Below are 20,704 nucleotides of genomic sequence, written 5' to 3' on the forward strand. Positions count from 1 at the left end.
TCCGGCCTACGGTTTCCAGCGGGGCCGGGAACATTCCGGCAAAGGGCGTAGCTGGTCGGCATGGTTGTTTCGCACTTTCTAAAATGGATTGATACGGCAAGGGTTTCCGAGCGCGCCGCCGCCGCGAGCGCGCTGGCGCGTGCCTATATCAATTCCGATCTGCCGTTCGAGGATCGCTGTGCCGCCGAGGCAGCGCTCACGCTGCTTTTGGATGACGCTTCCGCCAAGGTGCGCCTGGCGCTCGCCGAGGCGCTGTCGATGAGCCATCACGCGCCGCCGCAGGTGATCAGCGCTTTGGCCGCCGACCAGCCGGAAGTGGCGGCGCTGGTGCTGGCGCGTTCGCCGCTGCTAACCGATGCCGATCTGGTCGAACGCGTCGCCTGCGGCCAGAAGGCGACGCAGAAGCTGATCGCCAACCGTCCGGTCGTCTCGATGTCGCTGGCGGCGGCAATCGCCGAGATCGGCGAGCCGGAAGCCTGTGCCGTGCTGGTCGGCAACAGCGGCGCGGAGATTGCTTCGTTGAGCTTTCGCCGCATGGCCGAGCGGCATGGCCATCTGCCGCTGGTGCGCGAGGCGCTGATAGCCGATCGGCGGCTGCCCGCCGACTGCCGGCACATGCTGCTGGTCAAGCTCGGCGAAACGCTGAAAGGTTCGCCGCTGGTGCTGGCGATGATGGGTGCCGCGCGCGCCGATCGCGTGATGCGCGACGCCTGCGTGAAGGCCTCGGTGACGCTGATCGAGGGGACGCGCATGGAAGAGCATGCAGCGCTGATCGAGCATCTGAGACTGCGCGGCGACCTTACTGCGAGCTTCATCATCCGCACCATCGCGCATGGCAAGGTCGACTTCTTCGGCTCGATGCTGGTGGCGCTCGCCCAACAGTCCGAGCAGCGGGTGACGGCGCTTCTCGCCGGCGGGCATGACGTTGCGCTGCAGGCGCTGTTCCGCAGCGCCGGACTTGCACCTGCCACACATGCCATCATCCTGCGCGCGCTAAAGATCTGGCGCGAGGTCGCCAATGGCCGGCGTGTCGCCGGCGTGCAGGAGGTGAGCTGGCTGATGTTGAAGGAACTCGGCGGCCAATCCGCCGAGGGCGATCTTGCCGGGCTGGTGAAGTCGATCCATCTCGACGCCTTGCGCGAAAACGCGCGCGGCCATGCATTGGCCATCGCCGCGGCCTAGCCAGTTCGATGTGTCACGATGGCGTTGTACCTTGAAAATCTGGTACTATGTCTGAGTGATGGGCAATCTTTCCAAGATGCGAAGTGTTCCGGTCGAAATTCAACCTTTGATTGATGCGATCAAAGTCCGCTTGAATCCGGAGTCCATCTGGCTGTTTGGTAGCCGAGCGCGCGGAGACGGCCGTCCGGATAGCGACTGGGACATTCTCGTTGCCCTGCCAGATGATGCGGAGCCCGGATTGCTTGATCCGTTGGTAGCCTGGGCAATTAAGAACGAAATCGGTATTCCCGCTACAATCCTTTCCACGAAATCCGGCGAATTGGCAGCGAGCTGGGACTCAAAGAACACGATTGCGTATGACATTGCCCGAAACGGCTATCGGCTAGATGTCTGATCAGTGGACCATAGCCAGTGCCCTTCGGCTAGCGAACGGGTGCATCAGCGATGCATTTGTCCTGGCTGGCTCAGGTTCCCGCAATACTGCCTATCTGAGCGAGCAGGCGCTTGAGCAGGTTATTCGAGCCCTGGCAACATCCGAAGCCATTCACATCGAGCGTCATGACGCGCATCAGTTGGATAAGGTGATAAGGCGATTTCCGGAAGACAATGCGGAGAAACCTGCACTGAAATCTTTCTCGTGGCTGGAAGCCTATGCAACGACCTTTCGGTATCCGTCGCCGTCGGGGCGGATACCTCCGGCTCCGAATAAGCAAAAACTTCAAGAAGCTATCGATGGCATTTCAAAACTGATCCTGCGGGTTGCGAGCCACTTCGAGGTTGACCTCACGGATGATACCAAGCCGGCCATGGTAGTCGCCCCGATGAGAAGCCGCAGAGCCTGGATTAAGCTATCCCCGGCTTCTCGCAAAGAAATCCGGATAATCTTCTATCGCCGCGGCAATGATGCGCAGCGAGGCGGCGATCTGCAGCATTTCGAACCGATCGCTGCGCTCGGCGATGCTGGCCGCATATTGCCGCGCCACGGCGATGGTCGCGGTCTGCGGCTCGCCTGGTCGTCTAAACAGCAATTCGCGCGCCAGGCCGCGCAGGAAATTGCCGACGGATTCGACTGTTTCGTGTGGGACGGCGGAGTTCAGTTGCGCGTGGCGCAACCGCAGCACCTCCAGGCCGACAGTGACGGCGGCGATGCTGCCGCCAAGAATGGGGTCGCCCTTGCGGCCCGCCCGCTGCACCTGCGGCATCAATTGGTTGATCCGGTCATAGGCCAGGCTTTCGAAAGCGGAACGCCGGGGTATTCGTTCATGCAGGCAAAGCCGTGCCAGATCCTCGCGCATCGCCTGCGAGATGCGCTCTACGGTGACCCAGGGATCGGCAGGCAGCACGACGATGAAGACGCCGATGGCAATCAGGATGCCGACCAGGATCGAGGCCGAGCCAGCGAAGAACGGCCCGGGATCGTAGATCATCTGCTGATGCGGGCTGAGGAAGGCGAGGAAGTTGATGGCGAAAGCGGTGGCGACGCCGACATGGCGCGGATTGGCCATGCCGAGCGCCGCGGGCACCATGATCGGCACGACGAAGAGCGTGAACCAACCGAAGCCAGGCAGCGCCGGCAGCGCGACCTGGCCGACGAGGAACGCGAAGGGCAGCGCAATCAGTGTGCCGGTGAAGAAACCCCAGGCGGACCGCACCGGATCGGGGCGCGCCGCGAACAGGCTGGAGACGACGGCGACGAGAATGACGGTGCCGGCTGCTTCCGACCATTTGGTCGTCAACCAGAAGATTGCCACCAGCAAGGTCGCGAGCGCGGCGCGCGCGGCGTTGCGCCACGCGGCTTGATAATCGCGGTGGACGACCAGCGCCGGCTGGCTTCGCTCATTCGATTTCCGGGAGATGGGCGAGCGAAGCGCGTCCAGCCCGCGCAAGACCTGCTTCAGCGCCTCGGCGAAATCGCCGGCAATGGTGAGGCGGGTGATGGTGCCAACCTTGTCTTCGCCGGTATCGTTTGGGCCCGTATCGTTGGGCAGGGCCGGCATCTCCTTGGCCCTGCCCGCGATCGCGTCGAGGCGGGCCACCCAAGGGCCTGTGTCATCGAGCGCGCCAGGTGTCGCCGCCAGTTCGTTGACGAAAGCTTTCAAGTCCCGGCGCATCGGGATGAGCGCTGCATTCTTCGGCGCGCGATGGCTGTGCAGTGTGCGCGCCGCCGAAAGCGCCCACAGAAGCTGACCGATCGTGCGCCTCACCGGGTGGGCGCGGGTGGCGAAGCTCGGCGCTTCCAATCGAGCATAGGTACGCATTTCGGCGAGCGACTGGGCGTCGGTGATCAGCTTGCGCTGGAGCGCGGCAAGGCTTGCCGGATCGCCACCGGAAAAGGCGCCGCCGGCATATTCGGCGAGGTCGAGGATGCTGCGCTTCAGCCTGGAAATGATGGCGTCGGCCGCGAGCTTCGGCAGGATCAGCCGGCTGGTGACGCCGGCGCAGACGATGCCAAGCACGATCTCGGCGCAACGCGCGACGGCAAGATCGACGACGACATGCGGCTCTCCCAGGGCCGGCAGGCTAATGATCATCGCCGTATAGCCGGCAAGCGCGGCGCCATAGGCTTCGGGGTTGCGCAGCAATGACGAGACGAGGGTGCAGACGCCGATCCAGAGCGCCAGCACGGTGACCAGCAGCCAGGGATCGGCGCCGAACAGGGATGTAATGCCGACCGCGGCCAGGCCACCGGCCAGCGTGCCGAGCAGCCGGTAGAAGCCCTTTGCCAGCACCATGCCGGCCACCGGCTGCGCGACGATGAACACCGTCATCATCGCCCATTGCGGATGGTCGAGTTTCAGCGCGTAGGCAACAAGCAGCGCGATCAGCCCCGCCGAAACCGTGCGCAGGGCGAAGATCCAGTCCGACCGGGTCGGCTGCGTCAGCCCGCGGAGCGGTGTCTCGGCAAGTTCTTTCAACCGCGTCCAGGTCACAATCGTCTCCGTACCGGAGCTGTTATGGACCAGCAGGCGATCAGATATCCAGCACGTCCGTCTCGGCGAATTCGGCGCGCTCCTGGATGAAGCGGAAGCGCGCCTCGGGCTTGGTGCCCATCAGCGCGTCGACGGCATCCTTGGTGGCCTGCTCGGCGTCGCTCACATCGACCCTCAGAAGCGTGCGCTTCCTCGGATCCATCGTGGTCTCCTTGAGCTGCGAGGCCATCATTTCGCCCAGGCCCTTGAAGCGGCCGATCTCGACCTTGCCGCGTCCGGTGAACTCGGTGCGCAGCAGTTCGTCCTTGTGAGCATCGTCGCGGGCATAGCCGACCTTGCCGCCTTGCCGGATCGAATAGAGCGGCGGCACCGCCATGAAGAGATGGCCGCCGCGGATCAGGTTAGGCATCTCCTGATAGAAGAAGGTGATCAACAGCGAAGCGATATGCGCGCCATCGACGTCGGCGTCGGTCATGATGATCACGCGGTCGTAGCGCAGGTCCTCGTCGCGATACTTCGAGCGCGTGCCGCAGCCGAGCGCCTGGATCAGGTCGGAGATCTGCTGGTTGGCGGCAAGCTTGTCGTTGCCGGCGCTGGCGACGTTGAGGATCTTGCCGCGCAGCGGCAGCACGGCCTGGCTGGCGCGGTCGCGCGCCTGCTTGGCTGAGCCGCCGGCCGAGTCACCCTCGACGATGAAGATCTCGGCGCCGGCGGCCGCATTCTGCGTGCAGTCGGCGAGCTTGCCCGGAAGGCGCAGCTTGCGCACCGCGCTCTTGCGCGAGACCTCCTTCTCCTGGCGGCGCCGCACGCGCTCGTCGGCGCGCGCGATGACCCATTCCAGCAGCTTCGAGGCTTCCTGCGGATTGTCGGCCAGCCAGTGGTCGAACGGATCGCGCAGGGCGTTTTCGACAATGCGCATCGCCTCGATCGTCGCCAGCCTGTCCTTGGTCTGGCCGACGAATTCAGGCTCGCGGATGAACACCGACAACATGCCGGCGGCCGAGATCATGACGTCCTCGGTGGTGATGACCGAGGCGCGCTTGTTGCCGACGAGATCGGCGTAGGCGCGAAGTCCGCGCGTCAAGACGTTGCGGAAGCCGGCCTCATGCGTGCCGCCTTCGCCAGTAGGAATGGTGTTGCAGTAGGAGTTGAGGAAGCCATCGCCGCCGAACCATGTCACGGCCCATTCCAGCGAACCGTGGCCGCCCTGCTTGTCGCTCTTGCCGGCGAAAATCTCGCGCGTGACCTGGAACTCGTCGCCGAGCGTCGCCTTGAGATAATCCTTCAGGCCGCCGGGAAAGTGGAACTCGGCCTTGGCCGGCGTCTGGTCCTTTTCCTTGATCAGCGACGGATCGCAGGTCCAGCGGATCTCGACGCCGCCGAACAGATAGGCCTTCGAGCGCGTCATACGGTAGAGCCGGGCCGGCTCGAAGGCGGCGCCCTTGCCGAAAATCTGCTCGTCGGGATGGAAGCGGGTCCTGGTACCGCGGCGGTTGTGGACCTCGCCGAGATGCTCAAGACCGCTCACCGGGATGCCGCGCGAAAAACGCTGCCGGTAGAGCTGACGGCCGCGCGCGACTTCGACCTCGAGATGGTCGGACAGCGCGTTGACGACGGAGACGCCGACGCCGTGCAGGCCGCCGGAGGTCTCATAGACCTTGGAATCGAACTTGCCGCCCGAATGCAGCGTCGTCATGATGACTTCGAGCGCCGGCTTCTTGAATTTCGGATGCGGATCGACCGGGATGCCGCGGCCATTGTCGGTGACGGTCAGGAAGCCATCGGCGGAAAGTTCGACGTCGATGAAGGTGGCGTGGCCGGCCACAGCTTCGTCCATCGAATTGTCGATGACCTCGGCGAACAGGTGATGCATCGCCTTGTCGTCGGTGCCGCCGATATACATGCCTGGACGGCGGCGCACCGGCTCAAGCCCTTCCAGCACCTCGATATCGGCGGCGCTGTAGCTTTCACTGCCGTCACGGGCGGCGCTCGAACGCTTCGCGGCCTGCACGAGCGGATCGGCGGGGCGCGACGGCGCGCGCACCGGCTGTGCCGGCTTTTCCATCTTGCCGAAGAGGTCGTTGCTGTCGTCCATGCTGGGCCTAGCGTCCGGTAATGCGAATCAGTCGCCGATACTGCCACGCTTTTGGCGGGCGAACGAGTTCCTGTTCCGTTCAGGGATCAAACTGTCTCTTATTCCAAAACCATTCGATAACCAAGCCGGCCGAAATAGGGCGAATTGGGCGCCCCGGGATTCCTGATTCTTTAACATTAACGCCTAGCGTGAGGCCCAACTAACAAAAGACCACGGGCGTCAGGGGTTTCGTTGTGAGGGGCAGGGCCATAACCATGATCGGCATCGCCGCCGTTTTCGGCGCGATCTCGATCTTTGCCGCGGATTTCTGGGTCAAAAGCCAGGCGAAGGCTGAGACCGAGACCAAGGTGGTCACTGTCGTCGCGCCGCAGCCGAAGGTTGAGTTCAAGACCATCGTGGTGGCGCAAGCGCCGCTGCGCTACGGCATGGAACTCGGACGCGCGCAACTCGCAGAGATCCCGTGGCCGCAGGATTCCCTGCCGCAAGGTGCCTTCCCGACCATCGACAAGCTGCTCGCCGACGGCAGCCGGGTCGTGCTGTCGCCGATCGAGGTCAACGAACCGGTGCTGCTCGCCAAGCTGTCGGGGCCGAACGGCCGCGCCACCCTTTCCAACATGCTGTCGCCGGGAATGCGGGCCGTCACCATCCGCACCGATGAGATCGCCGGCGTTGGCGGTTTCGTCACGCCGGGAGATCGCGTCGACGTCGTTCTGACACGTGACGCGGGAGACATCCAGGAAGTCTCCAAGAATGCTCAAGGGGCTGCCGGCTCGACCGTCACCTCCGAGATCGTCGTCTCCGACGCCAAGGTGCTTTCGGTCGGACAGGGCGCCGACGAGCGAAAGACCGAGCCGCAGATCGCCAATTCCGTGACCATCGAGGTGACCAACGAAGGGGCCCAGAAAGTGGCGCTTGCCCGTACCGTCGGCACCTTGTCGCTGTCCTTGCGTTCGGCTGCCGACGCCAGCGCCAGCAAAAGCGAACTCACGACCATCTCGTCCTTCGGCGGCTCGGTTGCCGCGAACGCGCAGGCAAGCGCAGCCTCGCTCGTCAACGCGGTGACGAAGGATACCGACGAGCCGAAATTCAAGACGGTGATCGTGACGCGCGGCGACAAGGTCGAGGAATACAAGGTTCCTTCGCGGGTACCGCCGCAGGAATTGCAGCAATAGCCGGTGGGGACCGGCGGGACAGGGCAAGATGTTTGGGTTTGATGCATTTCGGATGACCGGAGGATGGCGCCCTCTTGGCGCGATCGCATTGGCGGTGTCGCTGGCAATGCTTGGCTTCGCCACGCAGGCAAGGGCGGACAATGACATCGTCTATGTCTCGGCCAACAAGAACGCCTCTATCAAGGTCGCCAAGGGCAAGCCGAAGACGATCATGACGAGCGCTGCCTTCTACCAAATCGTCATCGGCGACCCGGAGATAGCCAACGTCAACCCGCTGACCGACAAGTCCTTCTATGTGCTGGGCAACAACCTGGGCACCACCGGTATCGCCCTGTTCGACCAGAACAAGCAGCTTGTCGGCACCATCGACATCGAGGTGACGCTGGACACCGATCAGTTGGCCAGCACCATCCGCGCCAGCGTGCCCGACGCCAAGATCAGGGTCGGTTCGGCGAACGGCCGCGTCGTGCTGTCGGGCGAGGCCGATGATGCGGTCGCCGCCGACAAGGCCAGCAAGATCGCGTCGCGCTTTTCCGGCAACGAGGAGGTCATCAACTCGGTCAACATCTCGTCGTCGCAGCAGGTGCAGCTCAACGTCCGCTTCGTCGAGATCAACCGCCAGGCCGGTCAGGATCTCGGCGTCAAATACGCTGCCAATTTCGCCTACGGCCTCGGCGGCCGTGACGTCGTCATCGATCCCGGAACGGTGACCGGGGCGGGCACCGGCGAGATCATCGGCCGGCTGTTGTCCAACGGCATTTCGATCGATATCGCCATCAAGGCGCTGGAAGAACGCGGTCTCGCTCGACGATTGGCCGAGCCGAACCTGATCGCCCGCTCGGGCCAGACGGCAAGCTTCCTTGCCGGTGGCGAGTTCCCGATCCCGGTTTCCGAGGACAACGGCAAGATCAGCGTCACCTACAAGAAGTACGGCGTCGGCCTGGATTTCACGCCGACCGTCCTCAAGGATGGGCTGGTCAGCCTGGATATTGCGCCGGAAGTGTCCTCGATCGACACTTCCGCCTCTATCCAAGTCAGCAGCGGCATTTCCATTCCGGCCTTTATCGTGCGCCGCGCCAGGACATCGGTCGACCTGAAGAACGGCCAGAGCTTCATGATCGCAGGCCTTTTGCAGTCGCAAAACGACATCACGACCTCGCGACTGCCGGGGCTCGGCAAGCTGCCGGTGCTGGGCTCGCTGTTCTCCTCGAAATCCTATCAGCGGCGCGAGACCGACCTGGTGATCATCGTCACGCCTTACCTGGTCAAGCCGGTCGACCCGTCGAAGAAGATGGTCGAGCCGACCGACGGGACGCGGCCGCCGAGCAACGCCGACTATTTCCTCAACAACACCGAGGAAGTGGACGCCTCGGCGCCGAAGCGTCCGGTGGCGCTGGCCGACGGCAGCGCCGCCCGCCCGGTGGCCGCCGCGACGTCCGGCCACTTCCTCGACCTGCCGAAGGACTAAGGCCATGCGCATCGCCCTTTGGACTGCTCTATTCCTGACCGGTTTCGTCAGTGGCTGCACCAGCGACGACTATGTGCGCACCGAAGGGGTGACGCCCGGAGTCGGCAACGCGCAGGCATCCAACACCGTCATGCAGATGGTCGATCCCTGGAAGTACGGTGTCCAGAACACCAGGCTTCTGGTGCCAGCCCAGCGTCCTGGTTCCGAGAGCGCTGCCGTGGGTGCGAAAGCCGGATCCGGGTCGGCGCCGCCGACATCATCATCAACGACATCGAATTGATGGGCTGACGACGATGGCATCTGGCACCAAGACCAAGAAGATCCTGCTCGTTTCCACCGACAGGGTGTTTGTGCAGGATACGCGGACGGCCTTCACCGCTTCCGAAGTCATCGAGCTTCTGACGGTCGAGAAAAGCATCAACGAGCTGCGCGGCGAGATCCTCGAGGCGGATTTCGGCACGGTCATCGTCGACATGGATGCGGCGAAGCTGGAAGAGATCGAGTCGCTACAGCGCGTCATGCGCCGGCTGGAGGGCAGCGTTCCGGTGGTCGTCGTGACCCAGGAATTCAACGCGGCGGCGGTGCGCATCCTGGTGCAGCTCAAGGTCGCCGATTTCCTGGTCAAGCCGATTACGACGGCCGATCTCGTGCGTTCCGCCATCCGTGCGCTGCAAGGGCCGGGGCGCGAAGAAAACACGGAATCGCAGATCTACACGTTCATGCCGGCCGCCGGTGGTGTCGGCACCACCACGCTCGCCCTGCAGACGGCCTTCCAGCTGCATCATTCGGTGACGCGGGGCGCCTCGACCTGCGTGGTCGACCTCAATTTCCAGCAGGGCGCCTGCGCCGAATATCTCGACCTCGAGCCACGCTTCGACATCACCGAAATCGAGAACCAGCCGGAACGCCTCGACCGGCAACTGCTCGACGTGATGCTGTCCAAGCATGCGAGCGGACTGTGCGTGCTTGCAGCGCCGACGCGTCCCTCGGACATGCGCTCGTTCAAGACCGATGTGGTGGTGCGCATGCTGGACCTCGTGGCGGCCTATTTCGACAATGTCGTCATCGACTTGCCGCGCACCTGGTTTCCCTGGACCGAGACGGTCCTGCTGGGTTCCAACAAGCTCTACATCGTCGCCGAGATGACGGTGCCTTGCCTGCGCCATACGCAGCGTCTCATCCAGGCCGTCTACGAGACGGCCGGCAAGGAAGTGAAGCCCAACGTCATCGTCAACCGCTTCGAGCAGAAGATGTTCGACAGCGGCATCAAGCAGGCCGATGTCCAGGACATCCTCGGCGAGCATTTCGTCGGTGGCATCTCCAACAACTACCGGCTGGTGCGCGAGGCCGTCGACCGCGGCGTGCCGCTGCACGCTATCGACCCCAACGCCAATGTCGTCAACGACCTGAAGAAGATCATCCTGCCGGAGGAGGCCGTCCAGACCATGGTCAAGTCGAAGTCGCTGTTCGGCCTGGGCAAGGGCTTGCTGAAAAGGAAGGCAGGATGAGCAGCCGCTTTTCCAATCTGCAGAGCCGCGACGTCCGTCCGCTGCGGGCGCCGGAACCCGTGCCCGTCACGCACAACGCGGTAATCATCCCGACGACGCGCAAGCCAGCGCCGCCGAAGCCTGAAGCAGCGCCCGCAAAAAGCGCCAACAAGGTGCTCGATGCGCGCGTGCGTATCCATCGCATGCTGCTCGAAGAGATCAACCTCGTGGCGCTGGAGCGGCTACCCAAGGATGAGATGCGCCGGCAGGTGCACGAATTCGTCTCGGAAAAGACGCGCGAGGAGCGGATGGCGATCAACATCGCCGAGCTCGACGCGCTGGTCGACGACATCGTCGACGAGATGGTGGGCCTCGGCCCGCTGGAGCCGCTGCTCAAGGACCCCGAGATCAACGATATCCTGATCAACGGTCACCAGAACTGCTTCGTCGAAAAGCGCGGCAAGCTGCAGCAGGTCAACATCCCATTCAAGGATGAGGCGCATCTTCTTCGAATCATTAATAAAATCGTCGCGGCGGTCGGCCGTCGCGTCGATGAATCGCAGCCGATGGTCGACGCGCGCATGCTCGACGGTTCGCGCTTCAACGCGGCGATCCGCCCGGTCGGCGTCGACGGCCCGCTGGTGTCGATCCGCAAATTCTCCAAAAACAAGCTCGGCCTGCACAAGCTGGTCGAATTCGGCGCCATCACCCAGAACATGGCCGAGGTGCTGGCGGCGGCGGTGCATGCCCGCAAGACCACGATCATCTCCGGCGGCACGGGCACCGGCAAGACGACGATGCTCAACGCTTTGTCGGCTTTCATTCCGGAAGACGAGCGCCTGATCACCATCGAGGATGCGGCCGAGCTGCAATTGCAGCAGCCGCATGTCGCGCGCATGGAAACGCGCCCCGCCAACATCGAGGGCCACGGCGAATTGAAGCAGCGCGACCTGGTCAAGAACGCGCTGCGCATGCGTCCCGACCGCGTCATCCTCGGCGAGTGCCGCGGCGAGGAAGCTTTCGACATGCTGCAGGCGATGAACACCGGCCATGAAGGCTCGATGGCAACCATCCACGCGAACACGCCGCGCGACGCCATCTCGCGCCTGGAACAGATGCTCGGCATGACCGGCATGCCGATGACGGTGCAGTCGATCCGCAGCCAGATCTCCAGCGCTATCGACATCATCGTCCAGCTGACGCGCCTTTCCGACGGCAAGCGCAAGGTGACCAGCGTCGCGGAGGTGACCGGCATGGAAGGCGACGTCATCCAGATGCAGGAGATATTCCGCTTCGTGCGCACCGGCATGGAGGCGGACGGAAAGATCCTCGGTCACTTCGAGGCGACCGGCATCCGCCCGCGCTTCCTCGAGGACCTGCGCAACATGGGCATCGAATTCCCGGGTAAGTATTTCGAACCCGGCCGGCCACAGGACTAGGCCGGTGTTGGAGGGTTTCAGCCCAATCTACGTCGTCTACGCGGCAGCGGCGCTCACCGGCATCATGATCGCCGAGGGCTGCTACCTGCTCTATGCCGGGCGCAGCGACAAGCGCGCGGCGATCAACCGCCGCATGAAGCTTGCAGAAAACAAGATCAGCCAGGAGCAGGTGCTGATCCAACTGCGCAAGGAGCGCGGGATCGACGGCGGTGGCTCCATCTTTTCCCTCGACCGCTTCCGCGCTCTGCGCACGCAATCCGGCATGACCACGCCGCTGTCGAGATTCCTGATGATCACATCGGGGATCGCTCTCGCGCTGGCGCTCGTGGCGATCTGGAAGGGCTTGCCGCTCTTGTTCGGCCTGATCCTGCTTATCGTGTTGTTGCCGGTGCTGCCGGTGATGGCGATGCGCTTCATGCGCAAGCGCCGGCACAAGCGTTTCGGGATGCAATTGCCTGAGGCGCTGGAGCTGATCACGCGCGGCCTGAAGGCCGGCCATCCGGTGCCGGTGGCGATTGCCATGGTGTCGCGCGAGATGGCCGATCCGATCGGCACCGAGTTCGGCGTTATCGCCGATGAGGTGACCTATGGCTCCGATCTCGTCTCGGCGCTGAACAACCTGTTCGACCGGGTGGGCCACGAGGACCTGCCGCTGTTCGTCACGGCGGTGTCGATCCAGAACAGTTCGGGCGGCAATCTGCGCGAGATCCTCGACGGCCTGTCCACGACGATCCGCGATCGCGGCAAGCTGCGCCGCAAGGTACGCTCCATTTCGACGGAAGGGCGCATGTCGGCTTACATCCTGACCGCGGTGCCGGTGCTTCTGTTCACCGCCATCATGGTGCTGATGCCGCAGTTTTACCAAGATGTCTGGGGCGTGCCGAAGACCTGGTACATGCTGAGCGGCGCCGTCATCTGGCTGCTGCTCGGCAACGCCATCATGTTCAAGATGTCGAATTTCAGGTTCTGAGATGGAAGACATCATTCGCTTCCTCGCTTCGCTCGCGCCGACCTCGCCGATGCCGGTTGCCGTGCTGCTTCTGGTGCTGGGCGGCGGCGCTGTCGCCTGGCCGCTGGTGCTCGCCAAGGGCGATCGCAGCGAGGTCAAGCGCCGGCTGAAGGTAGAGGCGACGCAGCCGGTCGAGCAGGCCGAGCCCAAGCCCAAGAAGAACACCAGTGCCGTGCGCGAGAAGGCGGTGAAACGGGCGCAGGAATTCTATGCCAAGAGCGACCCGGAAAATGTCGCGCGGCTGCGCATGAAACTCATCCAGGCCGGCTATATGGAGCCGCGCGCCGTCGGCATGTTCTTCCTGATCCGTTTCGCCACCCTGGTCGGCGCGGCGCTTGGCGCGTTCCTGGTCAATCATTGGGCCGCGAGCGCCGAGTCGACCATGACCAGCCGCTGGACCTTCATTATCCTGTCGGGGGCCGGCGGCTATTTCCTGCCGGGTCTGGTGCTGACGCAGAAGATTCGCGAGAAGATGCGCGAATACCGCAACGGTTTTCCCGATTTCATGGATCTGATGATCGTCTGCTCCGATGCCGGCATGAGCATGGAGGCAGGCATCGAGCGCGTTTCCAAGGAGCTTGCCAGAAGCTATCCGTCGCTCAGTCAGAACCTGATCCTGGTGTCGCTGGAATTGCGGGCCGGCCGTAGCCTCGACGACGCGCTGAAGGCGCTCGCCGACCGCCTCAGCCTCGATGAGGTTCGCTCCTTCGCCACGCTGCTGCAGCAATCCAAGGAGCTCGGCACCAGCCTGTCGGGCTCGCTGCGCGTCTTCTCCGATGAAATGCGGCACAAGCGCATGTCGCTGGCCGAGGAGAAGGCGCATGCCTTGCCGGCCAAGATGTCGGTTCCGGTGACGGTCTGCATCCTGCCGGTGGTGCTGATGATCGCCATCATACCGATCATCGTGAAGCTGACGGCACACTGAGGATTCAGGTAAGGCCGGTCTGCAAACGGCGGCTTCCTGCGCTTCCGGCCTTCGCCGGCCGAAGCCCTCATGAGCGTCTCCGCCCGTGAAGGCTGCGGCCGGCGTAGGCCGGTTTTCGGAATCCACCGTTTTCGACTCGGCCCGAACTAAATCTAATGCATGTCGCCCAGAAGTGTGCAGCGATTCTGGGACAACGACATGCATCAAAACAAAGACCTAAAGCGCGTCGCCTGAATCCGGTTCAGCGCGACGCGCTTTAGGCGGCATCTCAGGGCGCTGGTGCTTGGTTAATACACCCTTGGCGGGCAACCAAAATTTAGCTGCATTTCGGCACCGAAGCTTAATCGCTCCCCTGTATGGTCTTTTCCTGAAGAACGACCCGGCAAATCGGGCGATGGGGCAGGGGCATGCGTCAGAGACTTCCCAGGGCAGCGGCGGCGTTGGCGGCCGTCTTGATGATTACCGGCTGTACGACCAACAACAACGTCGACACCACCAAGACCACGGCGATCCAGCCGGTGGCAAAGGACGTCAGCGCCAGCGACCTCGTCGAAGGCAAAGCGCAATTCCGCGAGGCGAATTTCGGCCTTGCCGAACAGCATTTCCGCAAGGCGGTCGAACTCAAATCCGACAATGCCGAAGCCTGGATGGGGCTTGCCGCGTCCTATGACGAGCTTGGCCGTTTCGACTTCGCCGATCGCGCCTATGTCCAATTGCTGAGGGTCGCCGGGCGCAAGCCGCAGATCGTCAACAATATGGGCTATTCGCAGCTCCTGCGCGGCAACAAGAAGAAGGCAAGGATCCTGCTGCTCGAAGCCAAGGCTGCGATGGCCGACCAGACCGTGGTCAATGCCAACCTGGCCCTGCTGAACAAGAGCTGATCAAGTTTCCATTACATAAGCCCTGCAAATGGCTTTCCCTCTGAAAGTCGACGCTTTGTAAACCTTGTATCGAAGTCAAGTCGAGGTAGCAGTCGAAAACGGTTTTCGACGAGCTGAGACGATCTACAATCAGGTGAGCGGCGACTTCCCGAGGGCAGGTGCTTCACCGATGTTGGATTTCAGTTCGCTTCTGCTTGCGGCGGCATTGTCTGGCGCATGCCTAAGCGTCACTCTGTTTGCGATCTGGTTCACCGCGCCGCGGGCGCGTTTCGTCCTGACGGTTGCCTGCGGCATGCTCGTGCTCGTTGTGCATGTCGTCCTGTTCTGGCGTTACACGAAGGACGCCGCCCCCTGGCTCTGTCAGATCGTGCTTGCGCTGCTCAGCCTCGGTTTTCTGGTCATCTGCCTGTCGGCTATGCAGTATCTCGGTTTTCGCGACTACCGCCGTGCCGCCGTACCGACGCTGGCTGCGATGGCCGCCTGCGCGATCGTCACTTATCTCGGTTTCGATGGCATCGGCTTCCAGATCACTTACGCGGCCGTGACGGCGCTGCTTGCGGCGATCGGAACGATGTTCTGGATGAAAGGCGATCATGACCGCCGCATCCTGCTGGTTGTCTCCTTCCTCAGCGGAGCCTGCGGCATATCCTTCGCGCTGTGTGGCCTGGTGCTGCTCGTCCAGGGGCAATGGGTGCTTGGCGCCGCGCCCGACAACTGGGCGGAGCGGTCGAACACCGTCATCGCGGTCGCCTGCATGACCGGCCTCGGCGCGCTGACGCTCTCGCTGCACCATCTGCAGGCGCAGATCGAGCTCAAGGCCGAGACGATGACCGATCCGCTCACCGGCCTGATGAACCGCAGGGCGCTCAACGAGCTCTATGGCGATCGCAGCTTCGGTCCGTTCATGGCGATCGCGATGTTCGACCTCGATCATTTCAAGACGACCAACGACGTCTTCGGCCATCCCGTCGGCGATCAGGTTCTTTGCCGTTTCGCGGCGGTGATCAACAAGTACGGCAGGGCGGGTGTCGACGCCTTCCGGCTGGGCGGCGAGGAATTCGCGCTCGTCATGTCGCGCGTGACGCCGGAAAAGGCGCATGACATGGCGAGCCGGATCGGCGTCGCTTTCGGCACAGAGATCGTTCCGACCCATCGCGGCCCGCTGCGCAGCAGCGTCAGTGGCGGCATGGGATTTGGCGGCGCCGACGGCCGGACCCTGGACGAGGTGCTGGCTGAGGCCGATGCCGCGCTGTACGCCGCCAAGCGCGGCGGCAGGAATCGCGTCGTCGCCCAGGAAAAGAATGGCCAGCCCGATACCGGGCCAGCCTTGCGTACTGCCTGAATCCGCTTCGCTCGGCTACTCCGCGGCGCCGAGATATTCCGACAGCGGCGGGCACGAGCAGACGAGGTTGCGGTCGCCGGCGACATTGTCGATGCGCGACACCGGCGGCCAGTATTTTGCCGAAAGATCCGTATCGCCAGCCGGATAGGCCGCCTCCAGCCGCGAATAGGGATGGGTCCATGTGCCTGCCAGCGCCTCCGCCGCGGTGTGCGGGGCATTGACCAGCGGATTGTCGTTGGACGGCCACTCGCCCTTGGCCACTTTCGCCGCCTCGCCGGCGATGGCGATCATCGCCTCGCAGAAGCGGTCGAGCTCGCGCTTGGGCTCGGACTCGGTCGGCTCGACCATCAGCGTGCCGGCAACCGGAAACGACATGGTCGGCGCATGAAAACCGTAGTCGATCAGGCGCTTGGCGATGTCGTCGACGCTGATGCCGGCGCTTTCCTTGAGCACGCGGGTGTCGAGGATGCACTCATGCGCGATGCGGTCGCTCCTGCCCTTGTAGAGGAGCGGGAAATGCGGCGCGAGCCGCGTCGCCACATAGTTGGCCGAAACGATTGCCGTCTCGGTCGCCTGCTTCAGGCCCGAGCCGCCCATCATGCGGATATACATCCAGGTGATCGGCAGGATGGAGGCGCTGCCGAACGGCGCGGCCGCCACGGCATGCGCCGAGCCCTCGGTGACATGACCGGGCAGGTAAGGTTTCAGATGCGCCCTGACGCCGATCGGGCCGACGCCCGGGCCGCCGCCGCCATGCGGGATGCAGAAGGTCTTGTGCAGATTCATGTGGCAGACATCGGCGCCGATGTCGCCGGGGCGGGCGAGGCCGACCAGGGCATTGAGATTGGCGCCGTCGAAATAGACCTGGCCGCCATGCTCGTGGATCAGCGCGCAGAGATGGCGCGCGCCTTCCTCATAGACGCCATGCGTCGAGGGGTAGGTGAACATCAACGCCGCGAGATCCTTGGAATGCTCGTTGGCCTTGGCGCGTAGATCGTCGATATCGATATTGCCGTCGTCCAGGCAACGCACGACGACGACGCTCATGCCGGCCATCGCAGCGCTCGCCGGATTGGTGCCATGCGCGGAAGACGGGATCAGGCAGACGGTGCGGTGGCCTTCACCGCGCGCGCGGTGATAGGCGCGGATGGCGAGCAGGCCGGCATATTCGCCCTGGCTGCCGGCATTGGGCTGCAGGCTGACGGCGTCGAAACCGGTGATCTCCGACAGCCAGGCCTCCAGGTCGCCGACCATCGCGCGATAGCCCTGCGAATGACCGGCCGGCGCGAAGGGGTGCAGATTGGCGACGCTCGGCCAGCTCACCGGCATCATTTCGGCGGCGGCATTGAGCTTCATCGTGCAGGATCCGAGCGGGATCATGGTGCGGTCGAGCGCGAGGTCCTTGTCGGCCAGACGGCGCAGGAAGCGCATCATCTCGGTCTCGGAGTGGTTCTCGTGGAAGACCGGCTGCGTCAGGAACTCCTTGCCGCGCGGCTTGCCGGGCATCGAACCGCGTTCCGCGCCCGGCTTGGCACCGAAGAGGCCGGCGATCGCCTCGAGATCGGCTTCCGTCGAGGTCTCGTCGAAGGCGATGCCGACATGGTCCGCATCGATGACGCGCAGCAGCCGGCCGGTCTTTTCGGCGGCTTGCGCGATCAAAGCGGCCTTGCCCTTCACCTCGGCCGTCACCGTATCGAAGCGGCTCGCGCCGAGCACGGAAACGCCTGCTGCTTTGAGACCTGAAGCGAGGCGGTCGGCCAGCCCGTGGACATGGCCGGCAATCGCCTGCAGGCCGGCGGGGCCGTGCCAGATCGCATAGGCCGTCGCCATGTTGGCCAGCAGCGCCTGCGCCGTGCAGATGTTGGAGGTGGCCTTGTCGCGGCGGATATGCTGCTCGCGCGTCTGTAGCGCCAGCCTGAAGCCGGGGCGGCCCTTGGTGTCCGTGGACTGGCCGACGAGGCGGCCGGGCATCAGACGGGTCAGCTTGTCGGAGACGGCGCAATAGGCGGCGTGCGGACCGCCGAAGCCCATCGGCACGCCGAAGCGCTGCATCGGGCCGACGGCGATGTCGGCGCCAAGTGCTGCCGGAGCGTCGGTCAGGGTGAGCGCCAGCGGGTCGGCGATGAACACGACCAGCGCGCCGGCGGCGCGGGCCTTTTCGATCGCCGCCTTGTGGTCGCCATAGATGCCGAAGGTGTCCGGCCAGGAGACGAGCAAGGCGGCTGTGTTGTCGTCGATCGTCTCGCCGTCGACCTCGATGCCGAGCGGTTCGGCGCGGGTGCGCACGACATCCAGCGTCTGCGGATGCGGCGTGCCGGCAAGCGCGACCTTGGTGCGCTTGTCGCGGTGATGGCGCAGTGCAATGCCGACAGCTTCGGCGACGGCGGTGGCTTCATCGAGCAGCGAGGCTGAAGCCACCGGCAGGCCGGTCAGCTCGGTGACCAAAGTCTGGAAGTTGAACAGCATTTCCAGCCGGCCCTGGCTGATCTCGGCCTGGTAGGGCGTGTAGGCTGTGTACCAGGCCGGATTCTCGAACAGGTTGCGCTGGATGACCGGCGGCACGAAGACGCCATGATAGCCGGCGCCGATGAAGCTCTTCAGCACCGTGTTCTTCGCCATGATCGCCGACAATTCGGCCAGCGCTTCCGCTTCGCTCGCCCGAGCGGGCAGGTCGAGCGGCTGGTCGAGGCGGATCGACCGCGGCACAGCCTGGCTGATCAGCGTCTCGACGGATGGAACGCCAATGGTGGCGAGCATTGCCCTGACGTCACTGACGCCGGGGCCGATATGGCGGGCGGAGAAGGGAATAGGTGCTGCGGTCATTTCCGAAATCCTGATATCAGCCGATATGGGCTTTGTAGGCGGCCTCATCCATGAGGCTGTCGAGTTGGCTTTCGTTGGCCAGTTTCATCTTCCAGAGCCAGCCGTCGCCGGTCGCCGCCGAATTGACCAGCGAGGGGTCGGCGGACAGTGTGGCGTTGGCCTCGGTGATCTCGCCGTCGACCGGCGCGTAGACGTCCGATGCCGCCTTGACGGATTCGACGACGACGGCGGTGTCGCCCTTGGCGAGCTTGCGGCCGATTTCCGGCAGCTCGACGAAAACGAGATCGCCGAGTTGTTCCTGCGCATAGTCCGTGATGCCGACAGTGGCGACGCCACCCTCGACGCGGAGCCATTCATGATCTTGCGTGAAATAGGTCTTTGCCATCTGGAAAATCATCCTTTGCGGTAGCGATGTGGGGTGAAGGGCAGGGACGTGACGTCGATCGGGATTTTCGTGCCGCGGACGTCGGCGAACAGTTTCGTGCCGGGCTTGGCCAGCGCTGCATTGACGTAGCCCATGGCGACGGGATGCCCGGTCGAAGGGCCGAAGCCGCCGGAGGTGACGTGGCCGGCCGGATTGCCTTCGGCATCGATGAGCGCCGCGCCGGCACGCACCGGCTGGCGCCCGTCGGGCTTCAGGCCAACGCGCTTCTGCGGCGGCCCGCGCTCGAGGATCGAGCGCAGCGCGTCGGCGCCGATGAAATGGCCGACGGCGCGGACTTCCCTGGAGATTGCCCACATCAGTCCGGCGCTTGCCGGATCGATCTCCGGCGTCAGGTCCTGGCCATGCAGGCAGAGCCCGGCCTCGAGGCGCAGGCTGTCGCGGGCGGCAAGGCCGATCCACTGCACGCGCTCGTCTTCCAGGAGCTTGGCGACGAGATCGCGGGCCTCCGCATCCGGCAGGCCGATCTCGAAGCCGTCCTCGCCAGTGTAGCCGGAGCGGCTCATGAACCAGTTCTGGCGCGGTTCGATGCCGTGCATGAAGAGCAGCGAGCCGGTCTCGATGCCCGCGCGGGACAGAGCGGCCCATGCCTCCGGACCCTGGATGGCCAGGAAAACCCGGTCGAGCGGTTCCACGCTGGCGTCGAAATCCGCGGCCAGCGCGTGAAGATGCTTTTCGTCCTCTACGGCGTTGCCGGCGTTGGCCACCACCATGAACCGGTCGTCGCCGAGGCGCGTGACGATCAGGTCGTCGATGATGCCGGCCGCCTCGTTGAGGAAGAAGGTATATTTGGACTGCGAGATTTCCAGCGCGCCGGCGTCAAGCGGGCAGGCGCGGTTCAGCAGTGCCGCGGCGCCCGGACCGCTGACCGCGAACAGCTTCATATGCGAGATGTCGAACAGGCCGGCATGCTCGCGCGCGTGCAGGTGCTCCTTCATCACGCCGGGTGGGTAGGTGAGCGGCATCGACCAGCCGGCGAAGGCACCGAAACGCGCGCCAGCGGCCTGATGCAAATCCTCGAGGGGTAGGTGCCTGATGTCTTCGCCTGTCATGTCTTCTCCAGAGTCGCACGCGATCGACCGCCATTGGCGGCCTATTCGGTGCCCCTCTGTCTGAAGCCTGAGAGACTCGCGCCCCGTAACTCTGTCGGCAGCGCTTACACCTTCGGCGCGGGAAGATTCCCGACTTTCCAGAGTTGTCTTTCCCGTCTACGGTTCTTTTGCCTGAGAGATTTCGGGCGATTTCCCCTTCGGCGACAGCTTGCGCTGCTCTCTCCCGCAAACAGGTAGGACTCAGTCGCCTGAGCCCTCGACGCGCCATCCATAGCCCGTCGGCGACACCTTGTCACCTCCCTGCGACATCTAAAGGTGCGTCGATATTCAGGTGATGCCGGTCTGCAAATGACGGCTTCCTGGGCTTGCGGCCTTCGCCGGCCGAAGCCCTCACAAGGTGTCTCCGTCTATGAAGGCTACGGCCGGCCTAGGCCGGTTCTCGGAAACCAGCCAGTTT

At 63.9% G+C, this 20,704-nt stretch carries 16 protein-coding genes and 1 riboswitch; of the genes, 11 read left to right on the plus strand and 5 right to left on the minus strand.

Annotated features, from left to right (window positions below; all coding sequences use genetic code 11):
- Positions 1-60: 60 nt before the first annotated feature.
- Complete coding sequence (locus tag RFM98_RS01890) at positions 61-1,182, plus strand: DUF2336 domain-containing protein (protein ID WP_320214616.1); 1,122 nt, start codon at positions 61-63, stop codon at positions 1,180-1,182.
- A 58-nt stretch (positions 1,183-1,240) separates the two neighbouring features.
- Positions 1,241-1,576, plus strand: coding sequence for a nucleotidyltransferase domain-containing protein (locus RFM98_RS01895; protein WP_320307247.1), 336 nt, complete (start codon positions 1,241-1,243; stop codon positions 1,574-1,576).
- 454 nt (positions 1,577-2,030) lie between these two features.
- On the opposite strand, the gene RFM98_RS01900 is transcribed toward RFM98_RS01895, so the two are convergent.
- Positions 2,031-4,112, minus strand: coding sequence for an FUSC family protein (locus RFM98_RS01900; protein WP_320307248.1), 2,082 nt, complete (start codon positions 4,110-4,112; stop codon positions 2,031-2,033).
- A gap of 40 nt (positions 4,113-4,152) precedes the next feature.
- Positions 4,153-6,207: a DNA topoisomerase IV subunit B gene (gene parE / locus RFM98_RS01905; protein ID WP_320307249.1), complete on the minus strand. Its 2,055-nt coding sequence runs from the start codon at positions 6,205-6,207 to the stop codon at positions 4,153-4,155.
- Between the two features lie 254 nt (positions 6,208-6,461).
- Between parE and cpaB the strand changes: the two genes are divergently transcribed.
- From cpaB to RFM98_RS01950, 9 genes are all read left to right on the plus strand, one after another.
- On the plus strand, positions 6,462-7,379 hold the full coding sequence (gene cpaB / locus RFM98_RS01910) for a Flp pilus assembly protein CpaB (protein WP_320307250.1): 918 nt from the start codon (positions 6,462-6,464) through the stop codon (positions 7,377-7,379).
- A gap of 52 nt (positions 7,380-7,431) precedes the next feature.
- Positions 7,432-8,847: a type II and III secretion system protein family protein gene (locus RFM98_RS01915; RefSeq protein WP_430682236.1), complete on the plus strand. Its 1,416-nt coding sequence runs from the start codon at positions 7,432-7,434 to the stop codon at positions 8,845-8,847.
- Between the two features lie 4 nt (positions 8,848-8,851).
- Positions 8,852-9,127: a hypothetical protein gene (locus RFM98_RS01920; RefSeq protein WP_320307252.1), complete on the plus strand. Its 276-nt coding sequence runs from the start codon at positions 8,852-8,854 to the stop codon at positions 9,125-9,127.
- Positions 9,128-9,140: 13 nt separating this feature from the next.
- A complete protein-coding gene (locus tag RFM98_RS01925) occupies positions 9,141-10,355 on the plus strand; it encodes a CpaE/TadZ family protein (RefSeq protein WP_320307253.1) in 1,215 nt (404 codons plus the stop codon).
- Entirely contained in the window at positions 10,352-11,773 is a 1,422-nt protein-coding gene (locus RFM98_RS01930; protein WP_320307254.1) for a TadA family conjugal transfer-associated ATPase, read from the plus strand. Before RFM98_RS01925 ends, RFM98_RS01930 begins: the two co-directional genes overlap by 4 nt.
- A 4-nt stretch (positions 11,774-11,777) precedes the next feature.
- The gene (locus tag RFM98_RS01935; protein WP_320307255.1) at positions 11,778-12,743 is read left to right on the plus strand and encodes a type II secretion system F family protein; all 966 of its coding nucleotides are present in this window, start codon (positions 11,778-11,780) and stop codon (positions 12,741-12,743) included.
- A 1-nt stretch (position 12,744) separates the two neighbouring features.
- Positions 12,745-13,707, plus strand: coding sequence for a type II secretion system F family protein (locus tag RFM98_RS01940; RefSeq protein ID WP_320307256.1), 963 nt, complete (start codon positions 12,745-12,747; stop codon positions 13,705-13,707).
- Between the two features lie 407 nt (positions 13,708-14,114).
- A complete protein-coding gene (locus RFM98_RS01945) occupies positions 14,115-14,588 on the plus strand; it encodes a hypothetical protein (RefSeq protein ID WP_320307257.1) in 474 nt (157 codons plus the stop codon).
- Between the two features lie 169 nt (positions 14,589-14,757).
- The gene (locus RFM98_RS01950; protein ID WP_320307258.1) at positions 14,758-15,930 is read left to right on the plus strand and encodes a GGDEF domain-containing protein; all 1,173 of its coding nucleotides are present in this window, start codon (positions 14,758-14,760) and stop codon (positions 15,928-15,930) included.
- Positions 15,931-15,945: 15 nt separating this feature from the next.
- Here RFM98_RS01950 and gcvP read toward each other — a convergent pair whose 3' ends face one another.
- From gcvP to gcvT, 3 genes are read right to left on the minus strand one after another with little or no spacing between them, the layout of a single operon-like run.
- Complete coding sequence (gcvP, locus tag RFM98_RS01955; protein WP_320307259.1) at positions 15,946-18,753, minus strand: aminomethyl-transferring glycine dehydrogenase; 2,808 nt, start codon at positions 18,751-18,753, stop codon at positions 15,946-15,948.
- A 16-nt stretch (positions 18,754-18,769) separates the two neighbouring features.
- Positions 18,770-19,138, minus strand: a complete 369-nt coding sequence (gcvH, locus tag RFM98_RS01960; RefSeq protein ID WP_320214603.1) for a glycine cleavage system protein GcvH — start codon at positions 19,136-19,138, stop codon at positions 18,770-18,772.
- Positions 19,139-19,146: 8 nt separating this feature from the next.
- Positions 19,147-20,247: a glycine cleavage system aminomethyltransferase GcvT gene (gcvT, locus tag RFM98_RS01965; protein WP_320307260.1), complete on the minus strand. Its 1,101-nt coding sequence runs from the start codon at positions 20,245-20,247 to the stop codon at positions 19,147-19,149.
- A gap of 149 nt (positions 20,248-20,396) precedes the next feature.
- Positions 20,397-20,483: riboswitch (glycine riboswitch) on the minus strand.
- Positions 20,484-20,704 lie beyond the last annotated feature (221 nt).

This window comes from Mesorhizobium australafricanum, assembly GCF_033977265.1.
Classification (GTDB): Bacteria; Pseudomonadota; Alphaproteobacteria; order Rhizobiales; family Rhizobiaceae; genus Mesorhizobium; species Mesorhizobium australafricanum.